Origin of the sequence: Variovorax terrae, assembly GCF_022809125.1 — a bacterium.
Classification (GTDB): Bacteria; Pseudomonadota; Gammaproteobacteria; order Burkholderiales; family Burkholderiaceae_C; genus Variovorax_A; species Variovorax_A terrae.
Map to the genome: position 1 here is coordinate 283,532 of NZ_JALGBI010000001.1, position 24,484 is coordinate 308,015.

A 24,484-nucleotide genomic window follows, 5' to 3' on the forward strand; every position below is an offset into this window, starting at 1 on the left:
GTCAAACACCTTTCACGATGCGGCCCTGGCGCACGATGGCGCGGGCCGGGTTGTTACCGAACCAGTAGGCCAGCTCCGCCGCTTCGCGCACCGACCAGAGCACGAAGTTGGCGGGCCGGCCCGCCGCGATGAGGCCGTGGGTGTCCTGCAAACCCAGCGCGCGCGCGGCATGCGTGGTGATGCCCGCGAGTGCCTCGGGCACCGTGAGGCGGAACAGCGTGCACGCCATATTGGCCATGAGCAGCAAAGAAAGCGCCGGCGAGGTGCCGGGATTGTGGTCGGTGGACACGGCCATGGGCACGCCCGCCGCGCGGAGCTGCTCGATGGGCGGCAGGTGCGTGTCGCGCAGCGTGTAGTAGGCGCCGGGCAGCAGCACGGCCACGGTGCCGGCGGCCTTCATCGCGGCGATGCCATCCTGCGACAGGTGCTCGATGTGGTCGCACGACAGCGCGCCGTAGCGCGCCGCGAGCGCTGCGCCGCCCATGTCGGAGAGCTGCTCGGCGTGAAGCTTGACCGGGATGCCGAGCTGGCGCGCGGCCTGGAACACCTGCTCCGTCTCGGCCAGCGTGAACGCGATGCGCTCGCAGAACACGTCCACCGCGTCCACCAGCCCCTCGGCCGCGAGCGCGGGCAGCATCTCGTGACAGACGAGGTCGATGTAGTCCTGGCTTCCTTGAGGTTTGCCGGCGTACTCGGGCGGCAGCGCGTGCGCGCCGAGGAAGGTGGTGCGCACCGTCACGCCCAGCGCCTCGCCCAGGCGCCGCGCCACGCGCAGCTGCTTGCGTTCATGTTCCAACGCCAGGCCGTAGCCCGACTTGATCTCGATGGCGCACACGCCCTCGTTCAGCAGAGCCGAGAGGCGCGGCAGCGCGAGTGCGAACAGTTCATCCTCGCTCGCCTCGCGCGTGGCACGCACGCTGGAGACGATGCCGCCGCCGGCCCGGGCCACCTCTTCGTAGCTGGCGCCCGCCAGGCGCATGGCGAACTCGTTGGCCCGCTGGCCGCCATAGACCAGGTGGGTGTGGCAGTCCACGAGGCCGGGCGTGACGAGCGCTCCGCCGCCGCCATGGCGTGGCAGCGGTGCATAGCCCGCCGGCAGGGCTGAGGACGGCCCCACCCAGCGCACCACGCCGCCCTGCACCACCACGCTGGCGCTGTCGGTGGCGGGCACGGGGACGTCGGCCTGGGCCAGGCCGGGCGCCAGGCGCAGGTCTTCCCAGACGCCATCGGCGCTGGGGGCTGGGGTCGGTTCTGTGGGGTTCATGGTCAATTCAGTTGCTATGCAATCAATAGCATTCAACGACCGCCTGATGCGGACAGTCGGCTGTTTTCATTCCGATTTCGGGCGTGAGGCCGACCCAGGCAAGCACGGGGGCCTCGCCACCCGGCGCCGCCTGCGGCACGAGCGCCGGGCCGGCCACGGCCGCGCTCCACCAGAAGCCCTGGCCGGCCGTCAGCGTGTCGCCGCCCCGGCGCCAGCGGCCGGCCAGCACCATGCACAGGCCCGCGGGCGTGCTGCCAGGGGTGCGCGCCTCGCGCACGGGCTGCACGGCGCCCTGCCAGCGGCCGCGCCGCAGCATGAGGTTGAAGTCGGTGGAGGCGCCGCCGAGCAGGGTGCAATCCACGGCCACGTCGCCCGGGAAGGCCAGCGGCTGCCAGCGCTGGTCCAGCGCGTAGTCCAGGCTGCCGTCCTTCGCGCGCAGGTGCACGCCGTTGCCGCCCAGCAGCATGATCTGGCGCTGAACGCCCGCGAAGGCCGAGAACGGTCCGGGCGCCGCGATGGTGGCCACGCTCACGCGCCACTCGAAGCCGTCCATGCCGGCGCCGGGCGGCCAGCAAGCGAGTTCGCGCGTGTGGCCGCCGCCGTTCTTCCAGGGAGTGGGCGGCACGGCCGCGAGGTCGAAGCGTTGCAGGGGTTCAGGAGTCATGGGTCAACACGGTTCAATGCAATGCCAACTGGCGGGAGATGCGTGCGGCGGCCACCACGGCCATGCGGATCAGCGACTCTTCGTGCCCCTGGGCGCGCAGGGTCGGCGCCATCAGCGTGATGGCGCCCACGGCCTGGCGCGAGGCGCCGAACAATGGCACGCTGCAGCCCCACACGCCGGGGTCCACCTCGCCCAGGCTCACCGCGAAGCCGGCCTTGCGGATGGCGTCGAGTTCGTCCTGCGCGGCCTGGCGCCCGGGCGTGCCCGCGCCCCACTGGCCGTCGAGCACGGCCGCGCGCGCGGCCTCGGGCAGGTGGGCCAGCACGCACTTGGCCGAGGCACCCGCGCGCAGGGGCACGCTGCGCCCCTTCTCGAACGAGCAGCGCAGCGAATGCTGGCTTTCCACCAGGTCGAGGCAGATCGCCTGATCGTTCACGGCCACGATCAGGCCCACGCTTTCCTGCGACTGCTGCGACAGCTCCAGCATGTCGGGGCGGGCCTGGCGCACCAGGTGCGAGGCCAGGTCGAAGCCCAGCGCAAGCTGCAGGCTCAGCGGCCCGGGGGCGTAGTGGCCGTCGCTCTCCAGCACGAAGCCCCAGCGCTTGAGCCGCGCGAGCTGGCGGTACAGTGTGCTGCGCGCCAGGCCCGTGCGCTCCATCAGTTCGGCGGCCGACAGGGTGCGGCCCTGCTGGGCCAGCACGGCCAGCACCTGGAGCACGCGGTCGGCCGTGGGCACGGCAGGCGGGGTGGAGGTGGACATGGCGGCAGCGGCGCAGTGCCGCTCAGCGGACCATCGGCAGGTTCAGGCCGTTGCGCTTGGCGCAGGCCACCGCGCTCTGGTAGCCCGCGTCGGCATGGCGCATCACGCCCGTGGCGGGGTCGTTCCACAGCACGCGCGACAGGCGCTGGGCCGCGGCCTCCGTGCCGTCGGCCACGATGACCACGCCCGCATGCTGCGAATAGCCCATGCCCACGCCGCCGCCGTGGTGCAGGCTTACCCAGGTGGCGCCGCCCGCGGTGTTGAGCAGCGCGTTGAGCAGCGGCCAGTCGCTCACGGCGTCGGTGCCGTCCTTCATGGATTCGGTCTCGCGGTTGGGGCTGGCCACGCTGCCGGTGTCCAGGTGGTCGCGGCCGATCACGATGGGAGCCTTCAGCTCACCGTTCTTCACCATCTCGTTGAAGGCCAGCGCGGCCTTGTGGCGCTCGCCCAGGCCCAGCCAGCAGATGCGCGCGGGCAGGCCCTGGAAGCTGATGCGCTCGCGCGCCATGTCGAGCCAGCGGTGGGTGTGCTTGTTGTCGGGGAACAGTTCCTTGATCTTGGCGTCGGTCTTGTAGATGTCCTCGGGATCGCCCGACAGCGCCACCCAGCGGAACGGACCCTTGCCCTCGCAGAACAGCGGGCGGATGTAGGCGGGCACGAAGCCGGGGAAGTCGAAGGCGTTCTTCACGCCCTCGTCGAGGGCCACCTGGCGGATGTTGTTGCCGTAGTCCACCGTGGGAATGCCCATGGCCTGGAAGTCCAGCATGGCCTGCACGTGCTGGGCGCAGCCTTGCGCGGCGGCCTTCTTCAGCCTGGCGTGCTGGGCGGGGTCGGCCGCGGCGGCCTGCCACTGCGCCACGGTCCAGCCCACGGGCAGGTAGCCGTTGATCAGGTCGTGGGCCGAGGTCTGGTCGGTCACGATGTCGGGCTTGGGGCCGTCCGCCTGGGCACGCTTGACCAGCTCGGGCAGCACTTCGGCGGCGTTGCCCAGCAGCGCGATGGAGACGGCCTCGCCCTTCTCGGTATGGTGCTTGATGAGGGCCAGCGCGTCGTCGATGTCCTTGGCCTGCTTGTCCACGTAGCGCGTGCGCAGGCGGAAGTCGATGCTGCTTTGCTTGCACTCGATGTTGAGCGAGCAGGCACCCGCCAGCGTGGCGGCCAGGGGCTGGGCGCCGCCCATGCCGCCGAGGCCCGCCGTGAGGATCCACTTGCCCGTCAGGTCGTTGTTGTAGTGCTGGCGGCCGGCTTCGACGAAGGTCTCGAACGTGCCCTGCACGATGCCCTGGCTGCCGATGTAGATCCAGCTGCCGGCCGTCATCTGGCCGTACATGAACAGGCCCTTCTGGTCCAGCTCGTTGAAGTGCTCCCAGTTGCCCCACTTGGGCACCAGGTTGGAGTTGGCCAGCAGCACGCGCGGAGCGTTCTCGTGGGTCTTGAACACGCCCACGGGCTTGCCCGACTGGATCAGCAGCGACTCGTCGGCCTCCAGCTTCTTGAGCGATTCGAGGATCTGGTCATAGCACTCCCAGTTGCGCGCCGCGCGGCCGATGCCGCCGTACACCACCAGGGCCTTGGGGTTCTCGGCCACGTCGGGGTCCAGGTTGTTCTGGATCATGCGGTAGGCCGCTTCGGCGAGCCAGTTCTTGCAGTGCAGCTCGCTGCCGCGTGGGGCGCGGATCACGCGCGAGGCGTCGTAGCGAGGGTCGGTGGAGACGGCGGACAGGATGGCGTCGTTGGCGTTCATGGCAAAACTCCTTCAGGTGGACGTTGGGCGTTGATGTGTTGACTGGTGGCTGGGCAGGCAGGCGGTGAGCGGCGCGGGCCACGCGCTCTCGGTGGCCCACAGGCGCATGGCCTCGATGTCGGGGGCCAGATAGCGGTCCTGTTCGAGGAAGGCCACCTGCTTGCGGATGGCGGCGAACTGGTCCTCGATCAGCGGTGAACTTTTCAGCGAGCGGTCGAACTCCATGCCCTGCACGGCCGACATGGCTTCGATGCCCACGATCACGGCCGTGTTGCGCGCCATGTCCAGCAGGCGGCGCCCGGCGTAGGTGGCCATGGAGACATGGTCCTCCTGGTTGGCCGAGGTGGGCAGGCTGGTCACGCTGCTGGGGTGGGCCAGGCACTGGTTCTCGGCGGCCAGGGCGGCGGCCGTCACCTGCGCGATCATGAAGCCCGAGTTCACGCCGCTGTCGCGGATCAGGAAGGCGGGCAGGCCCGACAGGCCGGTGTCCAGCAGCAGCGCGAGGCGCCGCTCGGCGATGGCGCCGATTTCGGACAGCGCCAGCGCGATGATGTCGGCCGCGAAGGCCACGGGCTCGGCGTGGAAGTTGCCGCCCGAGATCACCTCACCGGTATCCGTGAACACCAGCGGGTTGTCGGACGCGGCATTGGCCTCGATGCGCAGCACGCGCGCGGCGTGCGCGAGGTTGTCCAGGCACGCGCCCATGACCTGGGGCACGCAGCGGATGGAGTACGGGTCCTGCACGCGGCCGCAGTGGGGGTGCGAGGGGTCGATGGCGCTGCCTTCGAGCAGCGCGCGCACGGCGGCGGCCACGGCGATCTGGCCGGCTTGGCCGCGCGCCTCGTGGATGCGCGCGTCGAACGGCTTGACCGAGCCCTTGATGGCTTCGAGCGTCAGTGCGCCCGACACGAGGCCGGCAGCGAACACGCTCTCGGCCCCGAACAGGCCCGCGAGGGCGAGCGCCGTGGAGACCTGCGTGCCGTTGAGCAGCGCCAGCCCTTCCTTGGGGCCCAGCACGAAGGGCGCGAGGCCCACGGCCGCCATGGCCTCGCGGCCCGAAACGATCTGGCCTTTCACCTTGGCCTGGCCCTCGCCGATCAGCACGCAGGCCAGGTGCGCGAGCGGCGCGAGGTCGCCCGAGGCGCCCACCGAGCCCTTGGCCGGAATCACGGGCAGCACGTCGGCATTGGCCAGGGCCAGCAGCGCATCGACCAGGGCCGGGCGCACGCCCGAGTGGCCGCGCGCCAGGCTCACGGCCTTGGTGGCCAGCACCATGCGCACCACGGCGTCGGGCAAGGGCTCGCCCGTGCCCACGCTGTGCGACAGCACCAGGTTGCGCTGCAGCTCGGCCAGGCGGTCGTGGGCTATTTTTGTGCTGGCGAGCTTGCCGAAACCGGTGTTGATGCCGTAGACCACCTGGTCCTCGTCCACGATGCGCTGCACCGTGGCCTCGGCGGCCTGCATGCCCGCGAGCGCCGCGGGATCGAGCGCGAGAAGCACGCCGCCGGCGCTCACGCGGCGCAGCTCGGCCAGGCTCACGTGGCCGGGGTGCAGCACCAGGGTGTCGGGGGAAGCTTGGGTTGCAGTGGTCATCGGTTCAATCCTGTATATACAAGCTGGTTCAAGCGAAACATCCTGGGCGGCTTCGTGGGGCTGCCCGGGTCCTTGGGGTCTATTCGAATACCGGGTTGCCGTCCGCGCGGAAGCGGCTGCCCAGGCGGTAGCGCGATGCCGGGTGCAGGCAGCGCACCATGGTCACGGGCACGCCCCGGCTCCAGGTGCGCCGCGTGAGCAGCAGGCAGGGCTGCGCCGGTTCCATCTCCAGCAGCTGGGCCTGCTCCATCGTGGGCAGCACGGCATCGACCACATGCTCCACCTGGTCGAACGGCACGTTGCGTACCAGGAATTCGGACGGCTGCAGCTGCGTGAAGTCCTGCTGGGCAAATTCGGGCACCACGCGCGGGTTCACGTAGCGGTCTTCGAGCTGCACGGGAACGCTGTCTTCCAGGTGCACGCACACGGCGTGGAACACCGACTCGCCGGTGCGCATGTCGAGCGCGGCCGCCACTTCCATGGTGGCCGAGACGCGCTCCACCGTGAGCACCTTGCAGCGGTAGTCGTGCCCGCGCTGGCGGATCTCGCTCGCGAGGTTGGCGATCTGCAGCAGCGTGGACTGGGGCTTGCCCTCGGCCACGAAGCTGCCCACGCCCGCCACGCGCACGATGCGCCCCTGCTCCGACAGCTCGCGCAGCGCGCGGTTCACCGTCATGCGCGACATGCCGAACTGCGTCACCAGGTCGTTCTCGGAGGGCAGGCGGTCGCCGGTCTTCCAGGAGCCGTCCTGGATCCTGCGCGAGATGTGGTCCTTGATCTGCTGGTACAGCGCGGGTGCGGGTGCAGGCGTGTTGGGCGGTATGGCCTTGATGCGGGTGGAGGAGGCGGGGGCCATGGCGCGTGCGTCCGTCGGGGTCAGTGCGCCTCCGCAGCCATGGACTCGGCGCGGATTTCCTCGGTCAGGCGCGCCTTGAGGTCCATGAACTCGGGCGAGGTCTTGATGGTGTAGTGGCGCGGGTGCGGCAGCTCCACGGCGATCTCGGTCTTGATGCGCCCGGGGCGCGCGCTGAACACGGCCACGCGGTTGGCCATGAAGATGGCCTCGTCGATGTCGTGCGTCACGAACATCACGGTCTTGCGCTCGGCCTCCCAGATGCCCAGCAGCAGCTCCTGCATGAGCACGCGGGTCTGGTTGTCGAGCGCGCCGAAGGGCTCGTCCATCAGCAGGATCTTGGGGTCGTTGGCCAGCGCGCGGGCAATGGCCGTGCGCTGCTGCATGCCGCCCGAGAGCTGCTTGGGAAAGTGCTGCTCGAAGCCGCGCAGTCCCACCTTGGCGATGAAGTAGGCCGCGCGCTCCTTCTGCTGCGCCTCGGGCATGCCGCGCTCGCGCAGGCCGAAGCGGATGTTCTGCTCGATCGTGAGCCAGGGGAACAGCGTGTAGCTCTGGAACACCATGCCGCGGTCAGCGCCCGGGCCCTCCACGGGGCGGCCGCCCAGCAGCACGCGGCCCGAGCTCGGGTGGTCCAGCCCCGCCACGATGCGCAGCAGGGTCGATTTGCCGCAGCCCGAGGGGCCGAGGATGGTCACGAAATCGTTCTCCTGCACGTCGAAATCGACGGGCAGCAGGGCCTGCGTGGCCTGCCCCTTCGGGCTGACGAAGGTGCGCGAGACACCTTGAATGGACAGCAGCGGACTCATCGCAGGGCGCTCCAGGCGAACAGGCGGCGGTTGACGAATTTGAAGAAGGCATCCGACACCAGCCCGATGAGGCCGATGACGATGATGCCGAAGATGATCTGGCCCGTGTTCAGCAGCGCCTGGCTGTCGGTGATCATGTGGCCGATGCCTGAGGACGAGCCGATCAGCTCGGCCACGATCACGTAGGTCCAGGCCCAGCCCAGCACGAGGCGCAGCGTCTCGGCGATATCAGGCGCGGCGCCCGGAATCAGCACGCGGCGCACGATGCCGCGGTGGGTGGCGCCCAGCGTGTAGGCCGCCTCCACCAGGTCCTTGCGGGCGTTGCCCACGATCACGGCCACCATCAGGATGATCTGGAACACCGAGCCGATGAAGATCACGAGCAGCTTCTGCATCTCGCCCAGGCCTGCCCACAGGATCAGCAGCGGAATGAAGGCCGAGGCCGGCAGGTAGCGGCAGAACGACACGAAGGGCTCCAGGAACGCCTCCACGCCCTTGTGCGCGCCCATCGCGATGCCCAGCGGCACCGCGACGATGGCGGCCAACACGAAGCCGCCCACCACGCGCCACACGGTCATGCCGATGTCGTGCAGGAAGCCGAACTCGGTGAAGAGCAGCCAGCCCTCCTTGGCCATGGTGATGGGGCTCGCAAGGAACGTGGGCGACACGAAGCCGCCCAGCGTGAACACGGCCCATAGGCCGAAGAACAGCACGAAGAACGCCACCCCCAGCACCAGCCGCGTGCGGGTGCTCACGGGTTCCAAAGGTGCCAGGGCGCGGCGGCGCGGCGGCCGCTCGTCAGTCCCCAGCGAAGGTGCAACACCCATCACGCGACTCATGTTCCGGTCCTCTTGCAGTCTGTGCTTACTTGATGAAGCTGTCGTCGTACATGGCGCTGTAGTTCTCGGGCAGCTTGCGGATCACGCCGGCCTCGAGCAGGATCGCCGCCGAGTCCTTCATGAACGAGGTGAGCTCGCCCGCGAAGAACTTCTGGTTCGCGGCCTTGTCCTGCCAACGCAGGTAGGCCGAGGACTTGGCGAAGGCCTCGCCCGTCTGCTTGACGGCCGTGCCCATGATGTCGTTGGACTTGGCGGCGTCGGCCTTGATCATGTCCAGCGCCTCGAAGTAGGATTTGGCCAGGGCCTGCGCGGCCTTGGGGTTGGCCTTGAGCCAGGCCGGATCGCAGCCCACGGTGTCCATCACCATCGGGTAGTCGATCGTGGTGGCCAGAATCTTGCCGGCTTGCGGGTTGGCGCGCACGGTGGAGAGGTAGGGTTCATAGGTCATGGCCGCATCGTTCTGGCCCGACACGAAGGCCTGCGCGGCCGGCTGGGGCTCCAGCGAGACGATCTTCACGTCCTTGAGGCTCATGCCGTTCTTGGACAGCATCCAGGCCAGGCCGAAGTAGGGCGCTGTGCCGGGGGCGCTCACGCCCACGGTCTTGCCCTTGAGGTCGGCGAAGCCCTTGACGTCGTTGCGCACGGCCAGGCCGTCGGCGCCGTAGGACTTGTCCATCTGGAAGATCTGCACGATGGGTACGCCGTTGGCGTTCCAGGCCACGTGCGTTTCCACCGTGGTGGCGGCGCACTGGATCGCCTTGGAGGCCAGGGCCAGATGGCGGTCCTTCTGCGGAATCATCTTGAGCTCCACGTCCAGGCCGTTCTTCTTGAAGATGCCCGCCTTGTCGGCCAGCGTCAGCGGCGCGAAGCCCGTCCAGCCCGACATGCCCAGCGCCACCTTGGTCTCCTGGGCCTGGGCCGGCGCGGCCACCCCCACCACGCACGCAACCGCCGCTGCCAGCGACGCCATCTTCACAACCATTCGGCTCATCATCAGCTCCTGTAGGAATAAAAGGTACTTTTTGCTCATCCGGATGGAAGCAGGCCTTGCTTCCTGGCAGCGATGATCCAGGCTCCAGCGTACCTGTCTATACAGGGTAAACGCTAGGAAAAAGCCCTTCGAGCCCCAAGAAAACACGCCTGTTCCCGCCCGCCGGGACACCCTGCTGGGCCTCCCGGTGCGGCGCAGCCGGACGATGGGGGTGAGCAAAAAGCAGGCCAGGAGCTCGGGGCCGTGCAGCGCCCCGGCACGGTGCGCACCCCGTGCGGGGGGCGCCGCAACTTCCGGCTTCTTTCTATCTCTTCAGCCAGCCTGTGGTGTGCTGAGGCCGGCTCACCATTGCCCGGTTTCCACCCGGATGGCGACTTCGCAGTCCTCGAAGATCTCCAGCTTGGCGATCTTCACGCGCACGCCCAGCACGCCGGGCAGCTGCATCAGGCGGTGCGCGAGCTTGCCGATCAGGCTTTCCAGCAGGTTCACGTGCACGGCGTTGCACTCGTCGATGATGATCTTGCGCACCTTGCGGTAGTCCAGCACATGCATGATCTCGTCGTCGCGCGGCATCAGGGGCTGGGTGCCGAGGTTGAGCTCGGCGTCGACCTGGATCGGCTGCGGCGCGGTCTTCTCGTGGTCGAGGATGCCCAGGTTGGCGTCGAAGCGCAAGCCGGTGAGCGTGAGGATCTGGTTGCCTGCGGCGTTGAACATGGGGGCCTCACATCAGCGAAAAATCGCGTTCGAACTTCATCAGGTGCTGGCCGCCGTCCACCAGTAGCGTGGTGCCGGTGATCGAGGCGTTCTCGAGCGCGAACTTCACGGTGGCGGCCACGTCGGCCGGCGTGGACGAGCGGCCCAGCGGCGACAGGCGGTGCAGCTGCTCGAACTTCTCCTGGCTCAGCAGGTGGCTGGTCAGCGTGAGGCCCGGCGCCACGCCCACCACGCGCACGGCGGGCGCCAGGGCCTGCGCCAGCATGGTGTTGGCGGCTTCCAGCGCGGCCTTGGAGAGGGTGTAGCTGAAGAAATCCGGGTTGGGGTTCCACAGCTTCTGGTCGAGCAGGTTGACCACGGCGGCATCGGCCGCGCCGCGCGCCGTCACGTGCGCATGCAGCGCCTGCGCCAGCAGGATGGCCGCGCCGGTGTTGCTGCGCAGGTGCTTCTCCATGGCGGCGAAGCTGAAACTGGCCGCCGTGTCGTGCTCGAAGGTGGAGGCGCTGTTGACCACGGCGTCGACCTGGCCGAACTGCGCGATCACGCGCGGCAGCAGGGCGCGAACCTCGTCCTCGTTGCCCAGATCAGCCTGAAAAGCGGCAGAGGTCCGCGCCAGACGGGCACAGTCTGCTACTGTTTTGGTAGCGTCTTCGGCCGAGCTGCGGTAATGCACGGCCACCTGCCAGCCGCCGGCGGCGAGCGCGAGCGCCATCTCGCGGCCCAGCCGCTTGGCGGAGCCGGTGACCAGGACTGTGCGGGCGGGGGCGGTAGGGGGCATGGGCGGGCCGGCCCGATGGCGGACAATCGGGGCCGTGACGACGACAACGAGTAGTTTAACGACCGCCCTCCAGACCCTGCTGCAAAGGGCCATCGACAACGCCGGCGGCTGGATCGGCTTCGACCGCTTCATGGCGCTGGCGCTCTATGCCCCGGGGCTGGGCTATTACGCCAACGACACGCGCAAGTTCGGCGCCATGCCGTCCTCCGGCAGCGATTTCGTGACCGCGCCCGAGATGACGCCGCTGTTCGGCCAGACCCTGGCGCGGCAGTTGGCCCAGGCGCTGGAGGCCACCGGCACGGCCGAGGTCTGGGAGTTCGGCGCCGGCTCGGGCGCGCTGGCGCTGCAACTGCTCGAAGCCCTGGGCGACCGGGTGCAGCGCTACACCATTGTCGATCTCTCGGGCAGCCTGCGCGCGCGCCAGCAGCAGGCGCTGCAGGCCCATGCCGGCAAGGTGCAGTGGGTCAGCGAACTGCCGGCCGCCCTGCGCGGCGTGGTGGTCGGCAACGAGGTGCTCGACGCCATGCCGGTGAAGCTGCTGGTGCGCAGCGCCGGCGTCTGGCACGAGCGCGGCGTGGCGCTGCACGAGGGCCGCCTGCGCTTTGCCGACCGGCCCACCGGGCTGCGCCCGCCCCTGGAGATCGAGGGCGGCCACGACTACCTGACCGAAATCCACCCCCAGGCCGAGGCCTTCGTGCGCACCCTGGCTGACCGGCTGGAGCGCGGCGCGGCCTTCTTCATCGACTATGGCTTTGCCGAGGGTGAGTACTACCACCCGCAGCGCCACATGGGCACGCTGATGTGCCATCGCGGGCACCAGGCCGACGCCGATCCGCTGGCCGACCTGGGGCTCAAGGACATCACGGCCCACGTCAACTTCACGGGCCTCGCGCTGGCGGCACAGGAAGCCGGGCTGGAGGTGCTGGGCTACACCACCCAGGCGCGCTTCCTGATGAACTGCGGCCTGCTCACCGCGCTGGAGACGGCCTCGGCCGCCCAGCGTGCCCACGCGCACCGCCTGATCGCCGAGCATGAGATGGGCGAGCTGTTCAAGGTGATCGGCCTCGCGCGCGGCGCGCCGTGGGACGCCCTGGGCTTTCGCGAAGGCGACCGCACGCACCGGCTGTAGGGGCGGGGCGGGCGGGCCTACACTCGGGGCATGATCCGCTGGTTCATCGTCGTCTTCCTGGCACTGCTGCTCATCAGCTGGTTCACCCCGCTGCTGAACCGGCTCGGCTTCGGCCGCCTGCCGGGCGATCTGCGCTTTCGCCTGTTTGGCCGCGAGTGGTTCATTCCGCTCACCACCACCATCCTGCTGAGCCTGGCCGCGAGCCTGATCAGCCGGCTGCTGTGACCCCTGCGGGACCCGGGACCATGAAGGCCTGCGTGGACATCGGCGGCACCAAGGTGGCGGTGAGCCTGGCCGGCGAGGCCGACCGCCGCCTGCGCGCGCGCCGCAGCGAGCCCACCGCCAAGCGCGGCGGCAACGACGCCGTGGCGCGCCAGATCCTGCGCATGCTCGGCGAGGCCGCTGCCGAGGCCGGGCTGGTGCATGAGACGGACATCAGCGCGCTCGGCGTCTCGTCCTGCGGCCCGTTCGTGCTGAACCAGGGGCAGGTCGAACTCGCCGCGCCCAACCTCTGCGGCGGCATCGCCGGCCCGGCGCGCGGCCTGCCCAACGACTGGCGCACCGCGTTGCTCGAAGCGCCGCTGCGCGCGCATTTCGCCCATCTCGCGGCGGGCGCGCTGCGGGTGGAGAACGACGCCGTGGCCGCGCTCGAGGCCGAGCGCCGCTGGGGCGCGCTGCAGGGCCTGGACCACTGCGCCTACCTGACCTGGAGCACCGGCATCGGCGTGGGCCTGTGCGTGGACGGCCGGGTGCTGCACGGCAAGAACGGCAATGCGGGCCACGCGGGCCACATGTTCGTGAACGACGACGCCAGCGATGCCTTGTGCGGCTGCGGCAATGTCGGCGACGTGGAAGGCCTGACGGCCGGCAACGCCTTCACGCGGCGCTTCGGGCGCGATGCGGCGGCGCTGCTGGGCGCGGCCAGGGCGGGCGAGCCGCAGGCGCTGGCCACGCTGGACGAACTGTGCCGCGTGCTGGGCCGCATGCTCTACAACCTCGTGGCCACGCTGGACCTGCAGCGCATCAGCGTGGGCGGCAGCGTGTTCTGGCATCACCGCGACTTCCTGCTGCCGCGGCTGCGCCGCCAGATCGAGGGCCGGCTGGCCGCACTGACCACCGGCTTCGAGCTGGTGCCCGCGGGCCTGGGCGAGCAGGTGGGCGACTACGCGGCTCTGGCGCTGGTGGACTGAGCGCGCCCTCGCGCGCCCGCCACGTCGGCGTGCAGCAATGCACGGTTTCCAGGCCGCGTGTCCGGCGTTGGCGGCCCGCAGATGGGGCCTGTGCGCCTGCTGTGAGTAAAGCAACGGTAAAACCGCGCCGCTGCGTGGCAAAAACACCTGCGCAGGGTTTGCCGGCGATGCCCCGTTTGCTACCATGCAACGCACAAGGCCCATGGTTCTTTCTGCGGCTTCGTCAAGCGGCCTGCGCCAGTCCGGTTTTATCGTTCCTGTTTCCCGCCCATCCTCTGGATCATGAATACACCATCGAACACGCCCACTGACGCCGGCCCTCCCACAGAGTCCCGTGGCGAGCGCCGCAGGCGCTGGTGGCTGAGCGGCTGGTTCCTGACCCTGCTGGTGCTGCTGATCGCCGCAGGCAGCTATTACTTCTTCTGGAAGCGCCCCGCCAGCGCGGCCGGCGGCACAACGGCCGGCGCTGCGCCTGGCGGCCCGGCGGGCGCGGGCGGCAGCCGGCGCTTCAGCGGCGCGAACGGGGTGTCCCCGGTGGGCGTGGCGGTCGCCAAGACCACCGACATCGATGTCTACCTGAGCGGGCTCGGGACGGTCACGCCGGTGGCGACGGCCGTGGTCAAGAGCCGCGTTGACGGCACCCTGGTGAAGCTGAACTTCACGGAAGGGCAGAGCGTCCAGCAGGGCCAGCTGCTGGCCGAGCTCGATCCGCGCCCCTACGAGGTGGCCGTGACGCAGGCGCAGGGCCAACTGGCGCGCGATACCGCCCTGCTCAATGGCGCCCGGGTGGACCTGCAGCGCTACCGCGTGCTGGTCGAACAGGACTCGATCCAGTCCCAGCAGCTCGACACCCAGGCGGCGCTGGTCAAGCAGTACGAGGGCACGGTCAAGGCCGACCAGGGCAACCTGGACAGCGCGCGCCTGCAACTGCTCTACTCGAAGGTGACGGCGCCGATCGGCGGGCGCATCGGCCTGCGCCAGGTCGATCTGGGCAACGTGGTGCATGCCAGCGACGCCAACGGCATCGCCACCATCACCCAGCTGCAGCCCATCACCGTGGTGTTCTCGCTGCCGGAGGACAACATCCCCGCCATCCTGAAGCGGCTGCGCGACGGCGGCAAGCCGCTGACCGAAGCCTGGGACCGCGACCAGAAGAACAAGATCGCCAGCGGCGCCCTGCTGACGATCGACAACCAGATCGACAACACCACGGGCACCGTCAAGCTCAAGGCCCAGTTTCCGAACACGGACGATGCGCTGTTTCCCCAGCAGTTCGTCAACGTGCACATGCTGCTGGACGTGCAGCGCGGCGTGACGGCCATCCCGAGCGCAGCCGTCCAGCGCAGCGCCACGGGGCAGTACGTGTATGTCGTCAAGCCCGACCAGACCGTGACGGTGCGCACCGTCACCACCGGGCCGATGCAGGGCGACCTGGCCGCGATCAGCGCCGGCATCGCGCCTGGCGAAACCGTGGTGGTCGACGGCATCGACAAGCTGCGCGAGGGCGCCAAGGTCGAGCCGGTCATGCGCGGCGGGGCCAATGATCCGGCCCTGCAGCATCCCAAGCCGGGAGCTCGGCGCGGCGGGCCCGGCGGCCGTGCCGCCGCATCGGCCCCGGCGGACAGCGCGGCCCTGAGCCCCGAAGAGCGCCAGAAGCGCTGGGAAGACCTGAACCGCCGCATTGACGCGGGCGAGTTCGGCGAAGACATCAAGAAACTCCCCGAAGACCAGCGCCGCGAGCGCATGAAGACGCTGCGAGCCCAGCGGCAGGCGGCTCCGGCCAGCGCCGCCAACTGAAGCGCGCCATGAATCCGTCACGCATCTTCATCCTGCGGCCGGTCGCGACGTCGCTGCTGATGCTGGCCATCCTGCTGGCGGGCATCGTGGCGTTCAAGCAGCTGCCGCTGTCGGCGCTGCCGGAGGTCGACTACCCGACCATCCAGGTCATCACGCTGTACCCGGGGGCCAGCCCCGATGTGATGACCTCGTCCGTCACGGCGCCGCTGGAGCGCCAGTTCGGCCAGATGCCGGGCCTGAACCAGATGTCGTCCACCAGCTCGGGCGGCGCCTCGGTGATCACGCTGCAGTTCAACCTGGACCTGAGCCTGGACATCGCGGAACAGGAAGTGCAGGCGGCCATCAACGCCTCCAACAACCTGCTGCCGGCGGATCTGCCGACGCCGCCGATCTACAACAAGGTCAACCCGGCCGACACGCCGGTGCTGACGCTGGCGATCACCTCCAAGACGCTGCCGCTGCCCAAGGTGAGCGACCTGATCGACACGCGGCTGGCGCAGAAGCTCTCGCAGGTGGCGGGGGTGGGCCTGGTCAGCCTGTCGGGCGGCCAGCGCCCCGCGGTGCGGATCCAGATCAATCCCAAGGCCGTGGCCGCGCTCGGCCTCAACCTCGACGACATCCGCACCGCCATCGGCAACGCCAACGTCAACCAGGCCAAGGGCAACTTCGACGGGCCGTCGCGCGCCTCCACCATCGACGCCAACGACCAGCTCAAGTCGGCCGACGAGTACCGCAACCTGATCATCGGCTACAAGAACGGCGCCGCCATCCGCATCACCGACATCGCCCAGGTGGTGGACGCGGCCGAGAACGTGCGGCTGGGCGCCTGGGCCAACACCACGCCCGCGATCATCATGAACATCCAGCGCCAGCCGGGCGCCAACGTGATCGGCGTGGTCGACAGCATCAAGAAGCTGCTGCCCAAGCTGCAGGCTTCGCTGCCGGGCTCCATCGACGTCCAGATCCTGACCGACCGCACCACCACCATCCGCGCCTCGGTCAGCGATGTGGAGTTCGAGCTGCTGCTGTCGGTGGCGCTGGTGGTGATGGTGATCTTCGTCTTCCTGCGCAATGTGCCGGCCACCCTGATCCCCAGCGTCGCGGTGCCGCTGTCGCTGGTCGGCACCTTCGGCGTCATGTATTTCGCGGGCTTTTCCATCAACAACCTGACCCTGATGGCCCTGACGATCGCCACCGGCTTCGTGGTGGACGATGCGATCGTGATGATCGAGAACATCTCGCGCTACATCGAGGAAGGCATGAAGCCGCTGGAGGCCGCCCTCAAGGGCTCGGCGCAGATCGGCTTCACCATCATCTCGCTGACGGTGTCGCTGATCGCCGTGCTGATCCCGCTGCTGTTCATGGGCGACGTGGTGGGGCGGCTGTTCCGGGAGTTCGCCGTCACGCTGGCCGTGGCGATCCTGATCTCGGCGTTCGTCTCGCTCACGCTCACGCCCATGATGTGCGCGCGGCTGCTGCGCCATACCCCGCCCGAGCAGCAGGGCTGGTTCTTCAAGAAGAGCGGCGCCTTCTTCGATGCCGTCATTGCCCACTACGGCCGGGCGCTGGAGTGGGTGCTGGACCGCCAGCCGCTGACGCTGCTCGTCGCCGTCGGGACGCTCGCGCTCACGGTGCTGCTCTATGTGTTCGTGCCCAAGGGCTTCTTCCCGGTGCAGGACACCGGCGTGATCCAGGGCATCTCCGAAGCCTCGCAGTCGATCTCGTTCGCCGGCATGTCGGAGCGCCAGCAGGCGTTGGCCAAGGCGGTGCTGCAGGACCCCGCGGTCGAAAGCCTGTCCTCGTTCATCGGCATCGACGGCACCAACGCCACCCTCAACAGCGGCCGCCTGCAGATCAACCTCAAGCCCAAGGAGGTTCGCGGCCTCAGCGCCAGCGAGGTGATCCGGCGGCTGCAGCCGCGGCTGGACGCCGAGGTGCCGGGCATCAAGCTGTACATGCAGCCCGTGCAGGATCTGACGATTGAGGACAGCGTCAGCCGCACCCAGTACCAGTTCAGCCTGGAGGACTCCGACCCGAACGAGCTCAGCACCTGGGTGCCCCGGCTGGTGGCGCGGCTGCAGCAGCTCCCGCAGCTGGCGGACGTGGCCAGCAACCTGCAGGACCAGGGGCTGCAGGCCTTCATCGACATCGACCGGGATTCGGCCTCGCGCCTGGGCATCACCACCGCCGCTATCGACAACGCGCTGTACAACGCCTTCGGCCAGCGCCTGATCTCGACGATCTACACCCAGTCCAACCAGTACCGCGTGGTGATGGAGGTCCGGCCGGAGTTCCAGAAGGGGCCCGCTGCGCTCAATGGCATCTACCTCGTGACGGGCGGCGGCGGCCAGATTCCGCTGGCCAGCATCGCCCGGGTTTCGGAAAAGACCGCCCCGCTGGTGGTCAACCACCTGAGCCAGTTTCCGGCCGCGACGATTTCCTTCAACCTGGCGGCCGGCGCCTCGCTGGGCGAGGCCGTGGACGCGATCAAGGCGGCCGAGGCCGAGATCGGGATGCCGGCCAGCGTGCTGACCAGCTTCCAGGGCGCCGCGCTGGCGTTCCAGGCCTCGCTCAGCAACACGCTGCTGCTGATCCTGGCGGCCATCATCACGATGTACATCGTGCTCGGGGTGCTGTATGAAAGCTACATCCACCCGGTCACGATCCTGTCCACGCTGCCGTCGGCCGGCGTGGGCGCGCTGCTGTCGCTGATGCTCACGGGGCACGACATCGACATCATCGCGATCATCGGCATCATCCTGCTGATCGGCATCGTCAAGAAGAACGCGATCATGATGATCGACTTTGCGCTGGAGGCCGAGCGCCATGAGGGCAAGTCGCCGCGCGAAGCGATCTACCAGGCCTGCCTGCTGCGGTTCCGCCCCATCCTGATGACGACGATGTCCGCCCTGCTGGGCGCGCTGCCCCTGATGCTGGGCGGCGGCGTCGGCTCCGAGCTGCGCCAGCCGCTGGGCATCACCATGGTCGGGGGGCTGCTGCTGTCGCAGGTGCTGACCCTGTTCACCACGCCGGTGATCTACCTCACCTTCGACCGCATGGCCCGGCGCATGAAAGAGCGCTTCGGCAACGACGACGCGGAGCCGGACGCGGCGGCGGAGCCCGTGCCCGCGCCGGCCCGGCCGTGAGGGTTGCGGCCATGAGCGGCATCGCCAGACCATGAACATCTCCAGGCCGTTCATCGAGCGCCCGGTGGCGACCACGCTGCTGACGCTGGGCATCGCGCTGGCCGGCATGGTGGCCTACCGGCTGCTGCCGGTCTCGCCGCTGCCGCAGGTGGATTTCCCGACGATCTCGGTTTCGGCCTCGCTGCCCGGTGCCAGCCCCGAAACCATGGCCGCCACGGTGGCCACACCGCTGGAGCGCGCGCTGGGCAGCATTGCCGGCGTCACGGAGCTGACGTCGTCGAGCGCGCTCAACTCGACGCGGATCACGCTGCAGTTCGACCTCAGCCGCGACATCGACGGCGCGGCGCGCGACGTGCAGGCGGCGCTGAACGCGGCGCGCACCCTGCTGCCCACGGGCATGCCGAGCAACCCGACCTACCGCAAGGTGAACCCGGCCGATGCGCCGATCCTGATCCTGTCGCTGACCTCGGACACCCTGACACAGGGCCAGATGTACGACGCGGCCGACACCATCCTGGCGCAGCGGCTGGCCCAGGTGCAGGGCATCGGCCAGGTCAGCGTGGGCGGCAGTTCGCAGCCGGCGGTGCGCATCGAGCTGAACCCCACCGCGCTCAACCAGTACGGCGTGGGCACGGCCGACGTGCGCACCGCGGTGGCGGCCACCAACGCGAACCGGCCCAAGGGCACCGTCGAGGACGGCGACCGCAACTGGCAGATCTACGCCAACGACCAGGCCCGCACCGCCGCGGAGTACATGCCCCTGATCGTCGCCTACCGCAACGGCGCGGCGGTGCGCGTGAGCGACGTGGCCCAGGTGGTGGACTCGGTGGCCGACCTGCGCAACGCGGGCCAGACCAACGGCAAGCCCTCGGTGCTGGTGATCCTGTACCGCCAGCCGGGCGCCAACATCATCGAGACGGTGGACCGGGTGCGCGCGCTGCTGCCCCAGCTCGGCGCCTCGATTCCCGCGGCCATCAACCTGACGGTGTCGGTGGACCGCACGCCCACCATCCGCGCCTCGCTCAAGGACACCGAGCGCACGCTGCTGATCTCGATCGCGCTGGTCATCATGGTGGTGTTCATCTTCCTGCGCAACTGGCGCGCCACGCTGATTCCCAGCGTGGCGGTGCCGGTGTCGCTGATCGGCACCTTCGGCGTGATGTACCTGCTGGGCTTCAGCCTGAACAACCTCTCGCTGATGGCCCTGACGATCGCCACCGGTTTCGTGGTGGACGACGCCATCGTGGTGCTGGAGAACGTCTCGCGCCACATCGAGGAGGGCATGAAGCCGTTCGCCGCGGCGCTGCAGGGCGCGCGCGAGGTCGGCTTCACGGTGCTGTCGATGAGCCTGTCGCTGATCGCGGTGTTCATTCCGCTGCTGCTCATGGGCGGCATCGTCGGGCGCCTGTTCCGCGAGTTCGCCATCACCCTGTCGGTGGCCATCCTGGTGTCGCTGCTGGTCTCGCTGACCACCACGCCGATGATGTGCGCGCGGCTGCTCAAGCCGGGCCGGCCGCACCCGGGCCAGGACCGCCCCCACGGGCGCCTCTACCACCTGAGCGAGCGCTTCTTCAACGGCATGCTGCACGGCTACGAACGCTCGCTGGCCTGGGCGCTGCGCTTCGCCCCGCTCATGATGGTGATCCTGCTGGCGACCATTGCCCTGAACGTGTACCTGTACGTGATCGTTCCCAAGGGCTTCTTCCCGCAGCAGGACACGGGCCGGCTGGTCGGCAGCATCCAGGGCGACCAGTCGATTTCGTTCCAGGCGATGAAGCAGAAGTTCGGCGAGTTCGTGGAGATCGTGCGGGCCGACAAGGATGTGGAGAACGTGGTCGGCTTCACGGGCGGCGGGCGCGTCAACAGCGGCTTCGTGTTCGTCTCGCTGAAACCGCTGGGCGTGCGCAAGGACCCGGCCGACGTGGTGATCGGGCGCCTGCGCGGCAAGCTCTCGCACGTGGCCGGCGCCAGCCTGTTCCTGCAGGCGGTGCAGGACATCCGGGTGGGCGGCCGCCAGAGCAACGCCCAGTACCAGTACACGCTGCAGGCCGACGACCTGGCCGTGCTGCGGGCCTGGGAGCCGCGGGTGACGCAGGCCCTGCAGGCCCTGCCCGAGCTGGCCGACGTCAGCAGCGACCAGCAGGACCAGGGCCTGCAGACCACGCTCACCATCGACCGCGCCACCGCCCGCCGCATGGGGGTCACGCCGCAGCTGATCGATGCCTCGCTCTACGACCTGTTCGGCCAGCGCCAGGTGTCCACCATCTACAACGCAATGAACCAGTACCACGTGGTCATGGAGGCCGCGCCGGAATACTGGCAGAGCCCGGCCACGCTGCAGAAGACCTATGTCAGCGTGCCGGTGTCGCAGGCCAGCCTGGCGCCGACCGCCTCCGCCCTGCAGCAGGCGCCGACGCTGACGGCGGGCGGCCAGGTGGCGGCCAACCAGTCGCTGGCGCTGACGCTGTCGACCCAGCCGGAGCCGCAGATCCCGCTGGCCGCCTTCACCTCGTACGCGCCGACCAACACCGCGCTGGCCGTGAACCACCAGGGGCAGTTCATCGCGTCGACGATCTCGTTCAACCTGCCGCCGGGGGTGTCGCTGTCGGACGCCAGCAGCGCCATCGACAACGCCATGGCGCGCCTGGGCGTGCCGACCGGGCTGCATGGCAGCTTCCAGGGCACGGCCAACGCGTTCCAGAGTTCGCTCAACAGCCAGCCCTGGCTGATCCTGACGGCGCTGCTGGCGGTCTACATCGTGCTCGGCGTGCTGTACGAGAGCTACGTGCATCCGCTGACCATTCTCTCGACCCTGCCGTCGGCCGGCGTGGGCGCGCTGCTGGCCCTGCTGCTGACCGGCACCGAGTTCAGCCTGATCGCGCTGATCGGCGTCATCCTGCTGATCGGCATCGTCAAGAAGAACGCCATCATGATGATCGACTTCGCGCTCGATGCCGAGCGCCGCCTGGGGCTGGCGCCGCGCGATGCGATCTTCGAGGCCTGCCGGCTGCGCTTTCGCCCGATCATGATGACCACGGCGGCGGCCCTGTTCGGCGCCATTCCGCTGGCGCTGGGGCGCGGCGACGGCGCCGAGCTGCGCCAGCCGCTGGGCATTGCCATCGTCGGCGGGCTGGTCGTGAGCCAGCTGCTGACGCTCTACACCACGCCGGTGGTATACCTTTATCTCGACCGTCTGAGCCTGTGGAGCAAGGCGCGCTGGCGCAACCGCACCCACTGGCGCGGGCTTCATTTCGCAGGGCAGGAGAGGCCATGAACACCCCCCATCCGACTTCCGGCATGCCGCCGCTGGCCAAGGCCATGACGCTGGCGGTCTGCGCGCTGCTGGGGGCCTGCGCCGTCGGCCCCGACTACGTCAGGCCCGACGCGCCCACGCCCGTGTCCTACAAGGAAGACCGCGGCTGGAAGGTGGCGCAGCCCAGCGACACGGCGGACCGCGGCAAATGGTGGGAAGTCTTCGGCGACCCTCAGTTGAACGCGCTGGCAGAGCAGGTGGAGATCTCGAACCAGACCGTGAAAGCCGCCGCCGCCCAGTACGAGCAGGCGCGCGCGCTGGTGGAGTCGGCGCGGGCCGCCTACTTCCCGACCATTGGCCTGAACGCGGCCGCCACGCGGGCGCAAAGCGGCAGCGTGGCCTCGAATGGCGTCGCGATCGGCTCTCCCGGCATCAGCACCAGCCGCTCGCTCTCGCTCAATGCCTCCTGGGAGGCCGACATCTGGGGCAAGGTGCGGCGCGCCACCGAGGCGCAGACGAGCAGCGCCCAGGCCAGCGCCGCCGATCTGGCGGCGGCCCGCCTGAGCGCCCAGGGCCAGCTGGCGCAGAGCTACTTCACGCTGCGCCAGGTGGACGCCCAGATCCAGCTGTATGCCGACACCATCGTGGCCTACCAGAAGTCGCTTCAGCTCACCCGGAACCAGTACGCCGGTGGCGTGGCGGCGCGGGCCGACGTGGTGGCGGCCGAGACGCAGCTCAAGACCGCGCAGGCCCAGGCCATCAACCTGGGCGTGCAGCGGGCCCAGCTCGAGCACGCGATCGCCCTGCTGATCGGCCAGCCGGCCTCGGCCTTCTCCCTCGCGGCGGCGCCGCTGGCCAATGTGCCGCCGCCCCCGGTGCCCGAGGCGGGCCTGCCCTCGCAGCTGCTGGAGCGCCGGCCCGACGTGGCGGCGGCGGAGCGCCAGGTGGCCGCCGCCAATGCGCAGATCGGCGTGGCCCGGGCGGCCTATTTCCCGGCCCTGAGCCTGACCGGCTCGGCCGGCTTCCAGGGCCCCAGCTTCGCCAACCTGCTGACGCTGCCGAACCGCTTCTGGTCGATCGGGCCGCAGCTGGCGGCGACCCTGTTCGACGGCGGCGCGCGCGATGCGCAGAACCGGCAGGCGCGGGCGGTCTACGACCAGAACGTCGCGCTGTACCGGCAGACCGTGCTCACCGGGTTCCAGGAGGTGGAGGACAACCTGTCGGCGATGCGCATCATGGAGCAGCAGGCCGTGGTGCAGGAGGAGGCGCTGCAGGCGGCGCGGGAGTCGGTGCGGCTCACGCTCAACCAGTACAAGGCCGGCGTCGTCAGCTACCTGAACGTGATCACCGCGCAGGCCACGGAACTCACCACGGCGCGCGCCTCGGTCAGCCTGCTGGGCAGCCGCTACGTCGCCAGCGTGCAGTTGATCCAGGCCCTGGGCGGCGGCTGGCATGCCACCAGCCTGCCGGGCGCCGACGCCGTGAACGCGGCGAACGATCCGGCGCGCCGCTGAGGCCGGGCGTGGCCGGGGTCAGGCGCCGTCCGGCGCCAGAGCGGCCGCGACGGCCGCGATGCGCGCCTGGTGGATCAGCCGGCTGATCTCGGGGCCGCGCGCCCCCGCCGACTGGGCCTGCAGGGCAACCTCATGGGTGGCCACCGACTGCGCCGCCGCGAGCGCCGCGCGCAGCCGCTCGCGCGGCGCGTAGGGCCGCTCCTCGAAGCCCAGGCGGCCGCGTGCATCGCACTCGCAGGCCAGCAGCACCTGCTCGAAGCGCTGCGGCCGGCGCAGCGCATCGCAGCGCTCGAGCAGGCGCACCAGCGCCGCCGCGCCGAACTCGCCGCTGCGGTGGAGGTTGCCGTGCTCGCGCGCCACCACGTCGGCCAGCTCGCGGCAGTCGGCGGGCACGCGCAGGCGCTCACTCACGCCCTTGAGCAGCCGGGCGCTGCGCTCCTCGTGGCCGATGTGGCGCGGCAGCACGTCGGCCGGGGTCGTGCCCTTGCCGAGGTCGTGCGTGAGGCAGGCAAAGCGCACCGGCAGCGGCGCGGCCAGCCGCGCGCTCATGTCCAGCACCATCATCAGGTGCACGCCGGTGTCGACCTCGGGGTGGTATTCGGCGCGCTGCGGCGAACCCGCGGAACGTGGGCCCTCGGCACGTGGCCAGTGCAGCGGGTTCATGCCCGCCTGCGGGGTCGCACGTGCCGAGGCTCCACCCTCCGGCGGGCCCCAGAGGCGGTCCACCTCGGGCAGCAGCCGCGCCAGCGCGCCGCAATCGCGCAGCACCTCGAACATGCGCGAGGGCCGCGCCTCCATCAGGCCCCGGGCGAGTTCCTGCCAGACGCGCTCGGCCACCAGGGCGTCGGCCTCGCCGCTGTCCACCATCTCGCGCATCAGCGCCAGGGTGCCGGGGGCCACGCTGAAATCGGCAAAGCGCGCCGCGAAGCGCGCCACGCGCAGGATGCGCACCGGGTCTTCGCGGAACGCGCCGGTCACGTGGCGCAGCACGCGCTGCTGCAGGTCCTGGCGGCCGTGGTACGGGTCGGTCAGCGCGCCGTGGGCGTCCTGCGCGATGGCGTTGATGGTCAGGTCGCGCCGCGCCAGGTCCTGCTCCAGCGTCACGTCGGGCGCCGCATGGAAGGCGAAGCCGTGGTAGCCGCGCGCGGTCTTGCGCTCGGTGCGCGCGAGCGCGTATTCCTCGCGCGTCTCGGGGTGCAGGAAGACGGGAAAGTCGCGGCCCACCGGCAGGTAGCCCTGCGCGACCAGTTCCTCGGGCGTGGCGCCGACGACCACCCAGTCGCGGTCCTGCACCGGCCGCCCGAGCAAGGCATCGCGCACCGCGCCGCCCACCATGTAGATCTTCATACAGGCAGTGTAATGAGTCACCGCCGGCGCGGGCGGCGGCCGAGGGTTGCTATCGAATGAATAGCATGAAATGACCGTGTACCAAGGACATCGGGCCAATTT

Annotated in this window: 19 protein-coding genes; 7 read left to right on the forward strand and 12 right to left on the reverse strand. The window is 69.7% G+C overall.

The window, feature by feature from the left end; genetic code table 11:
- Window position 1: 1 nt before the first annotated feature.
- The 11 genes from hutI to MMF98_RS01330 all read right to left on the reverse strand — a co-directional run bounded on the left by hutI (window position 2) and on the right by MMF98_RS01330 (window position 11,006).
- Complete coding sequence (gene hutI / locus MMF98_RS01280; protein ID WP_243303413.1) at window positions 2-1,264, reverse strand: imidazolonepropionase; 1,263 nt, start codon at window positions 1,262-1,264, stop codon at window positions 2-4.
- Between the two features lie 22 nt (window positions 1,265-1,286).
- Window positions 1,287-1,928, reverse strand: a complete 642-nt coding sequence (locus MMF98_RS01285) for a HutD/Ves family protein (RefSeq protein ID WP_423837544.1) — start codon at window positions 1,926-1,928, stop codon at window positions 1,287-1,289.
- Between the two features lie 13 nt (window positions 1,929-1,941).
- A complete protein-coding gene (locus tag MMF98_RS01290) occupies window positions 1,942-2,688 on the reverse strand; it encodes an IclR family transcriptional regulator (RefSeq protein ID WP_243303422.1) in 747 nt (248 codons plus the stop codon).
- A 22-nt stretch (window positions 2,689-2,710) separates the two neighbouring features.
- Window positions 2,711-4,432, reverse strand: coding sequence for a urocanate hydratase (gene hutU, locus MMF98_RS01295; protein WP_243303425.1), 1,722 nt, complete (start codon window positions 4,430-4,432; stop codon window positions 2,711-2,713).
- A gap of 12 nt (window positions 4,433-4,444) precedes the next feature.
- Window positions 4,445-6,025, reverse strand: coding sequence for a histidine ammonia-lyase (hutH, locus tag MMF98_RS01300; RefSeq protein ID WP_243303427.1), 1,581 nt, complete (start codon window positions 6,023-6,025; stop codon window positions 4,445-4,447).
- Between the two features lie 79 nt (window positions 6,026-6,104).
- Complete coding sequence (gene hutC, locus MMF98_RS01305; protein WP_243303435.1) at window positions 6,105-6,881, reverse strand: histidine utilization repressor; 777 nt, start codon at window positions 6,879-6,881, stop codon at window positions 6,105-6,107.
- 20 nt (window positions 6,882-6,901) lie between these two features.
- On the reverse strand, window positions 6,902-7,684 hold the full coding sequence (locus MMF98_RS01310) for an ABC transporter ATP-binding protein (protein WP_243303437.1): 783 nt from the start codon (window positions 7,682-7,684) through the stop codon (window positions 6,902-6,904).
- On the reverse strand, window positions 7,681-8,523 hold the full coding sequence (locus MMF98_RS01315) for an ABC transporter permease (RefSeq protein ID WP_243303439.1): 843 nt from the start codon (window positions 8,521-8,523) through the stop codon (window positions 7,681-7,683). The genes MMF98_RS01310 and MMF98_RS01315 overlap by 4 nt, the downstream gene beginning before the upstream one ends.
- Window positions 8,524-8,548: 25 nt before the next feature.
- Window positions 8,549-9,514, reverse strand: a complete 966-nt coding sequence (locus MMF98_RS01320) for an ABC transporter substrate-binding protein (protein ID WP_243303440.1) — start codon at window positions 9,512-9,514, stop codon at window positions 8,549-8,551.
- 342 nt (window positions 9,515-9,856) lie between these two features.
- A complete protein-coding gene (locus MMF98_RS01325; RefSeq protein ID WP_243303442.1) occupies window positions 9,857-10,228 on the reverse strand; it encodes a dihydroneopterin aldolase in 372 nt (123 codons plus the stop codon).
- 7 nt (window positions 10,229-10,235) lie between these two features.
- Window positions 10,236-11,006, reverse strand: coding sequence for an SDR family oxidoreductase (locus MMF98_RS01330; RefSeq protein WP_243303444.1), 771 nt, complete (start codon window positions 11,004-11,006; stop codon window positions 10,236-10,238).
- Between MMF98_RS01330 and MMF98_RS01335 the strand changes: the two genes are divergently transcribed.
- From MMF98_RS01335 to MMF98_RS01365, 7 genes are all read left to right on the forward strand, one after another.
- On the forward strand, window positions 11,005-12,135 hold the full coding sequence (locus tag MMF98_RS01335) for a class I SAM-dependent methyltransferase (RefSeq protein WP_243303460.1): 1,131 nt from the start codon (window positions 11,005-11,007) through the stop codon (window positions 12,133-12,135). The genes MMF98_RS01330 and MMF98_RS01335 overlap by 2 nt on opposite strands.
- 30 nt (window positions 12,136-12,165) lie before the next feature.
- A complete protein-coding gene (locus MMF98_RS01340; protein WP_243303462.1) occupies window positions 12,166-12,360 on the forward strand; it encodes a DUF2905 domain-containing protein in 195 nt (64 codons plus the stop codon).
- Between the two features lie 20 nt (window positions 12,361-12,380).
- Window positions 12,381-13,325: an ROK family protein gene (locus MMF98_RS01345; RefSeq protein WP_243303464.1), complete on the forward strand. Its 945-nt coding sequence runs from the start codon at window positions 12,381-12,383 to the stop codon at window positions 13,323-13,325.
- Between the two features lie 282 nt (window positions 13,326-13,607).
- Window positions 13,608-15,122 (forward strand): MdtA/MuxA family multidrug efflux RND transporter periplasmic adaptor subunit, encoded by a 1,515-nt coding sequence (locus MMF98_RS01350; protein WP_243303466.1) that lies wholly within the window; start codon window positions 13,608-13,610, stop codon window positions 15,120-15,122.
- A gap of 8 nt (window positions 15,123-15,130) precedes the next feature.
- Window positions 15,131-18,268, forward strand: coding sequence for an MdtB/MuxB family multidrug efflux RND transporter permease subunit (locus MMF98_RS01355; protein WP_243303467.1), 3,138 nt, complete (start codon window positions 15,131-15,133; stop codon window positions 18,266-18,268).
- Between the two features lie 31 nt (window positions 18,269-18,299).
- On the forward strand, window positions 18,300-21,542 hold the full coding sequence (locus MMF98_RS01360; protein ID WP_243303474.1) for an efflux RND transporter permease subunit: 3,243 nt from the start codon (window positions 18,300-18,302) through the stop codon (window positions 21,540-21,542).
- A complete protein-coding gene (locus MMF98_RS01365) occupies window positions 21,539-23,035 on the forward strand; it encodes an efflux transporter outer membrane subunit (protein ID WP_243303476.1) in 1,497 nt (498 codons plus the stop codon). The genes MMF98_RS01360 and MMF98_RS01365 overlap by 4 nt, the downstream gene beginning before the upstream one ends.
- An 18-nt stretch (window positions 23,036-23,053) precedes the next feature.
- Here MMF98_RS01365 and MMF98_RS01370 read toward each other — a convergent pair whose 3' ends face one another.
- Window positions 23,054-24,382 carry a multifunctional CCA addition/repair protein gene (locus MMF98_RS01370; RefSeq protein ID WP_243303478.1) on the reverse strand — a complete coding sequence of 443 codons (1,329 nt, stop codon included), beginning with the start codon at window positions 24,380-24,382 and terminating at the stop codon, window positions 23,054-23,056.
- Window positions 24,383-24,484: the final 102 nt, after the last annotated feature.

What these genes read in the sequence shown, in the direction of transcription:
- hutI (WP_243303413.1), bottom strand. Translation starts at nt 1,264, where the DNA reads ATGAACCCCACAGAACCGACCCCAGCCCCCAGCGCCGATGGCGTCTGG.
- MMF98_RS01285 (WP_423837544.1), bottom strand. Translation starts at nt 1,928, where the DNA reads ATGACTCCTGAACCCCTGCAACGCTTCGACCTCGCGGCCGTGCCGCCC.
- MMF98_RS01290 (WP_243303422.1), bottom strand. Translation starts at nt 2,688, where the DNA reads ATGTCCACCTCCACCCCGCCTGCCGTGCCCACGGCCGACCGCGTGCTC.
- hutU (WP_243303425.1), bottom strand. Translation starts at nt 4,432, where the DNA reads ATGAACGCCAACGACGCCATCCTGTCCGCCGTCTCCACCGACCCTCGC.
- hutH (WP_243303427.1), bottom strand. Translation starts at nt 6,025, where the DNA reads ATGACCACTGCAACCCAAGCTTCCCCCGACACCCTGGTGCTGCACCCC.
- hutC (WP_243303435.1), bottom strand. Translation starts at nt 6,881, where the DNA reads ATGGCCCCCGCCTCCTCCACCCGCATCAAGGCCATACCGCCCAACACG.
- MMF98_RS01310 (WP_243303437.1), bottom strand. Translation starts at nt 7,684, where the DNA reads ATGAGTCCGCTGCTGTCCATTCAAGGTGTCTCGCGCACCTTCGTCAGC.
- MMF98_RS01315 (WP_243303439.1), bottom strand. Translation starts at nt 8,523, where the DNA reads ATGAGTCGCGTGATGGGTGTTGCACCTTCGCTGGGGACTGACGAGCGG.
- MMF98_RS01320 (WP_243303440.1), bottom strand. Translation starts at nt 9,514, where the DNA reads ATGAGCCGAATGGTTGTGAAGATGGCGTCGCTGGCAGCGGCGGTTGCG.
- MMF98_RS01325 (WP_243303442.1), bottom strand. Translation starts at nt 10,228, where the DNA reads ATGTTCAACGCCGCAGGCAACCAGATCCTCACGCTCACCGGCTTGCGC.
- MMF98_RS01335 (WP_243303460.1), top strand. Translation starts at nt 11,005, where the DNA reads ATGGGCGGGCCGGCCCGATGGCGGACAATCGGGGCCGTGACGACGACA.
- MMF98_RS01330 (WP_243303444.1), bottom strand. Translation starts at nt 11,006, where the DNA reads ATGCCCCCTACCGCCCCCGCCCGCACAGTCCTGGTCACCGGCTCCGCC.
- MMF98_RS01340 (WP_243303462.1), top strand. Translation starts at nt 12,166, where the DNA reads ATGATCCGCTGGTTCATCGTCGTCTTCCTGGCACTGCTGCTCATCAGC.
- MMF98_RS01345 (WP_243303464.1), top strand. Translation starts at nt 12,381, where the DNA reads ATGAAGGCCTGCGTGGACATCGGCGGCACCAAGGTGGCGGTGAGCCTG.
- MMF98_RS01350 (WP_243303466.1), top strand. Translation starts at nt 13,608, where the DNA reads ATGAATACACCATCGAACACGCCCACTGACGCCGGCCCTCCCACAGAG.
- MMF98_RS01355 (WP_243303467.1), top strand. Translation starts at nt 15,131, where the DNA reads ATGAATCCGTCACGCATCTTCATCCTGCGGCCGGTCGCGACGTCGCTG.
- MMF98_RS01360 (WP_243303474.1), top strand. Translation starts at nt 18,300, where the DNA reads ATGAACATCTCCAGGCCGTTCATCGAGCGCCCGGTGGCGACCACGCTG.
- MMF98_RS01365 (WP_243303476.1), top strand. Translation starts at nt 21,539, where the DNA reads ATGAACACCCCCCATCCGACTTCCGGCATGCCGCCGCTGGCCAAGGCC.
- MMF98_RS01370 (WP_243303478.1), bottom strand. Translation starts at nt 24,382, where the DNA reads ATGAAGATCTACATGGTGGGCGGCGCGGTGCGCGATGCCTTGCTCGGG.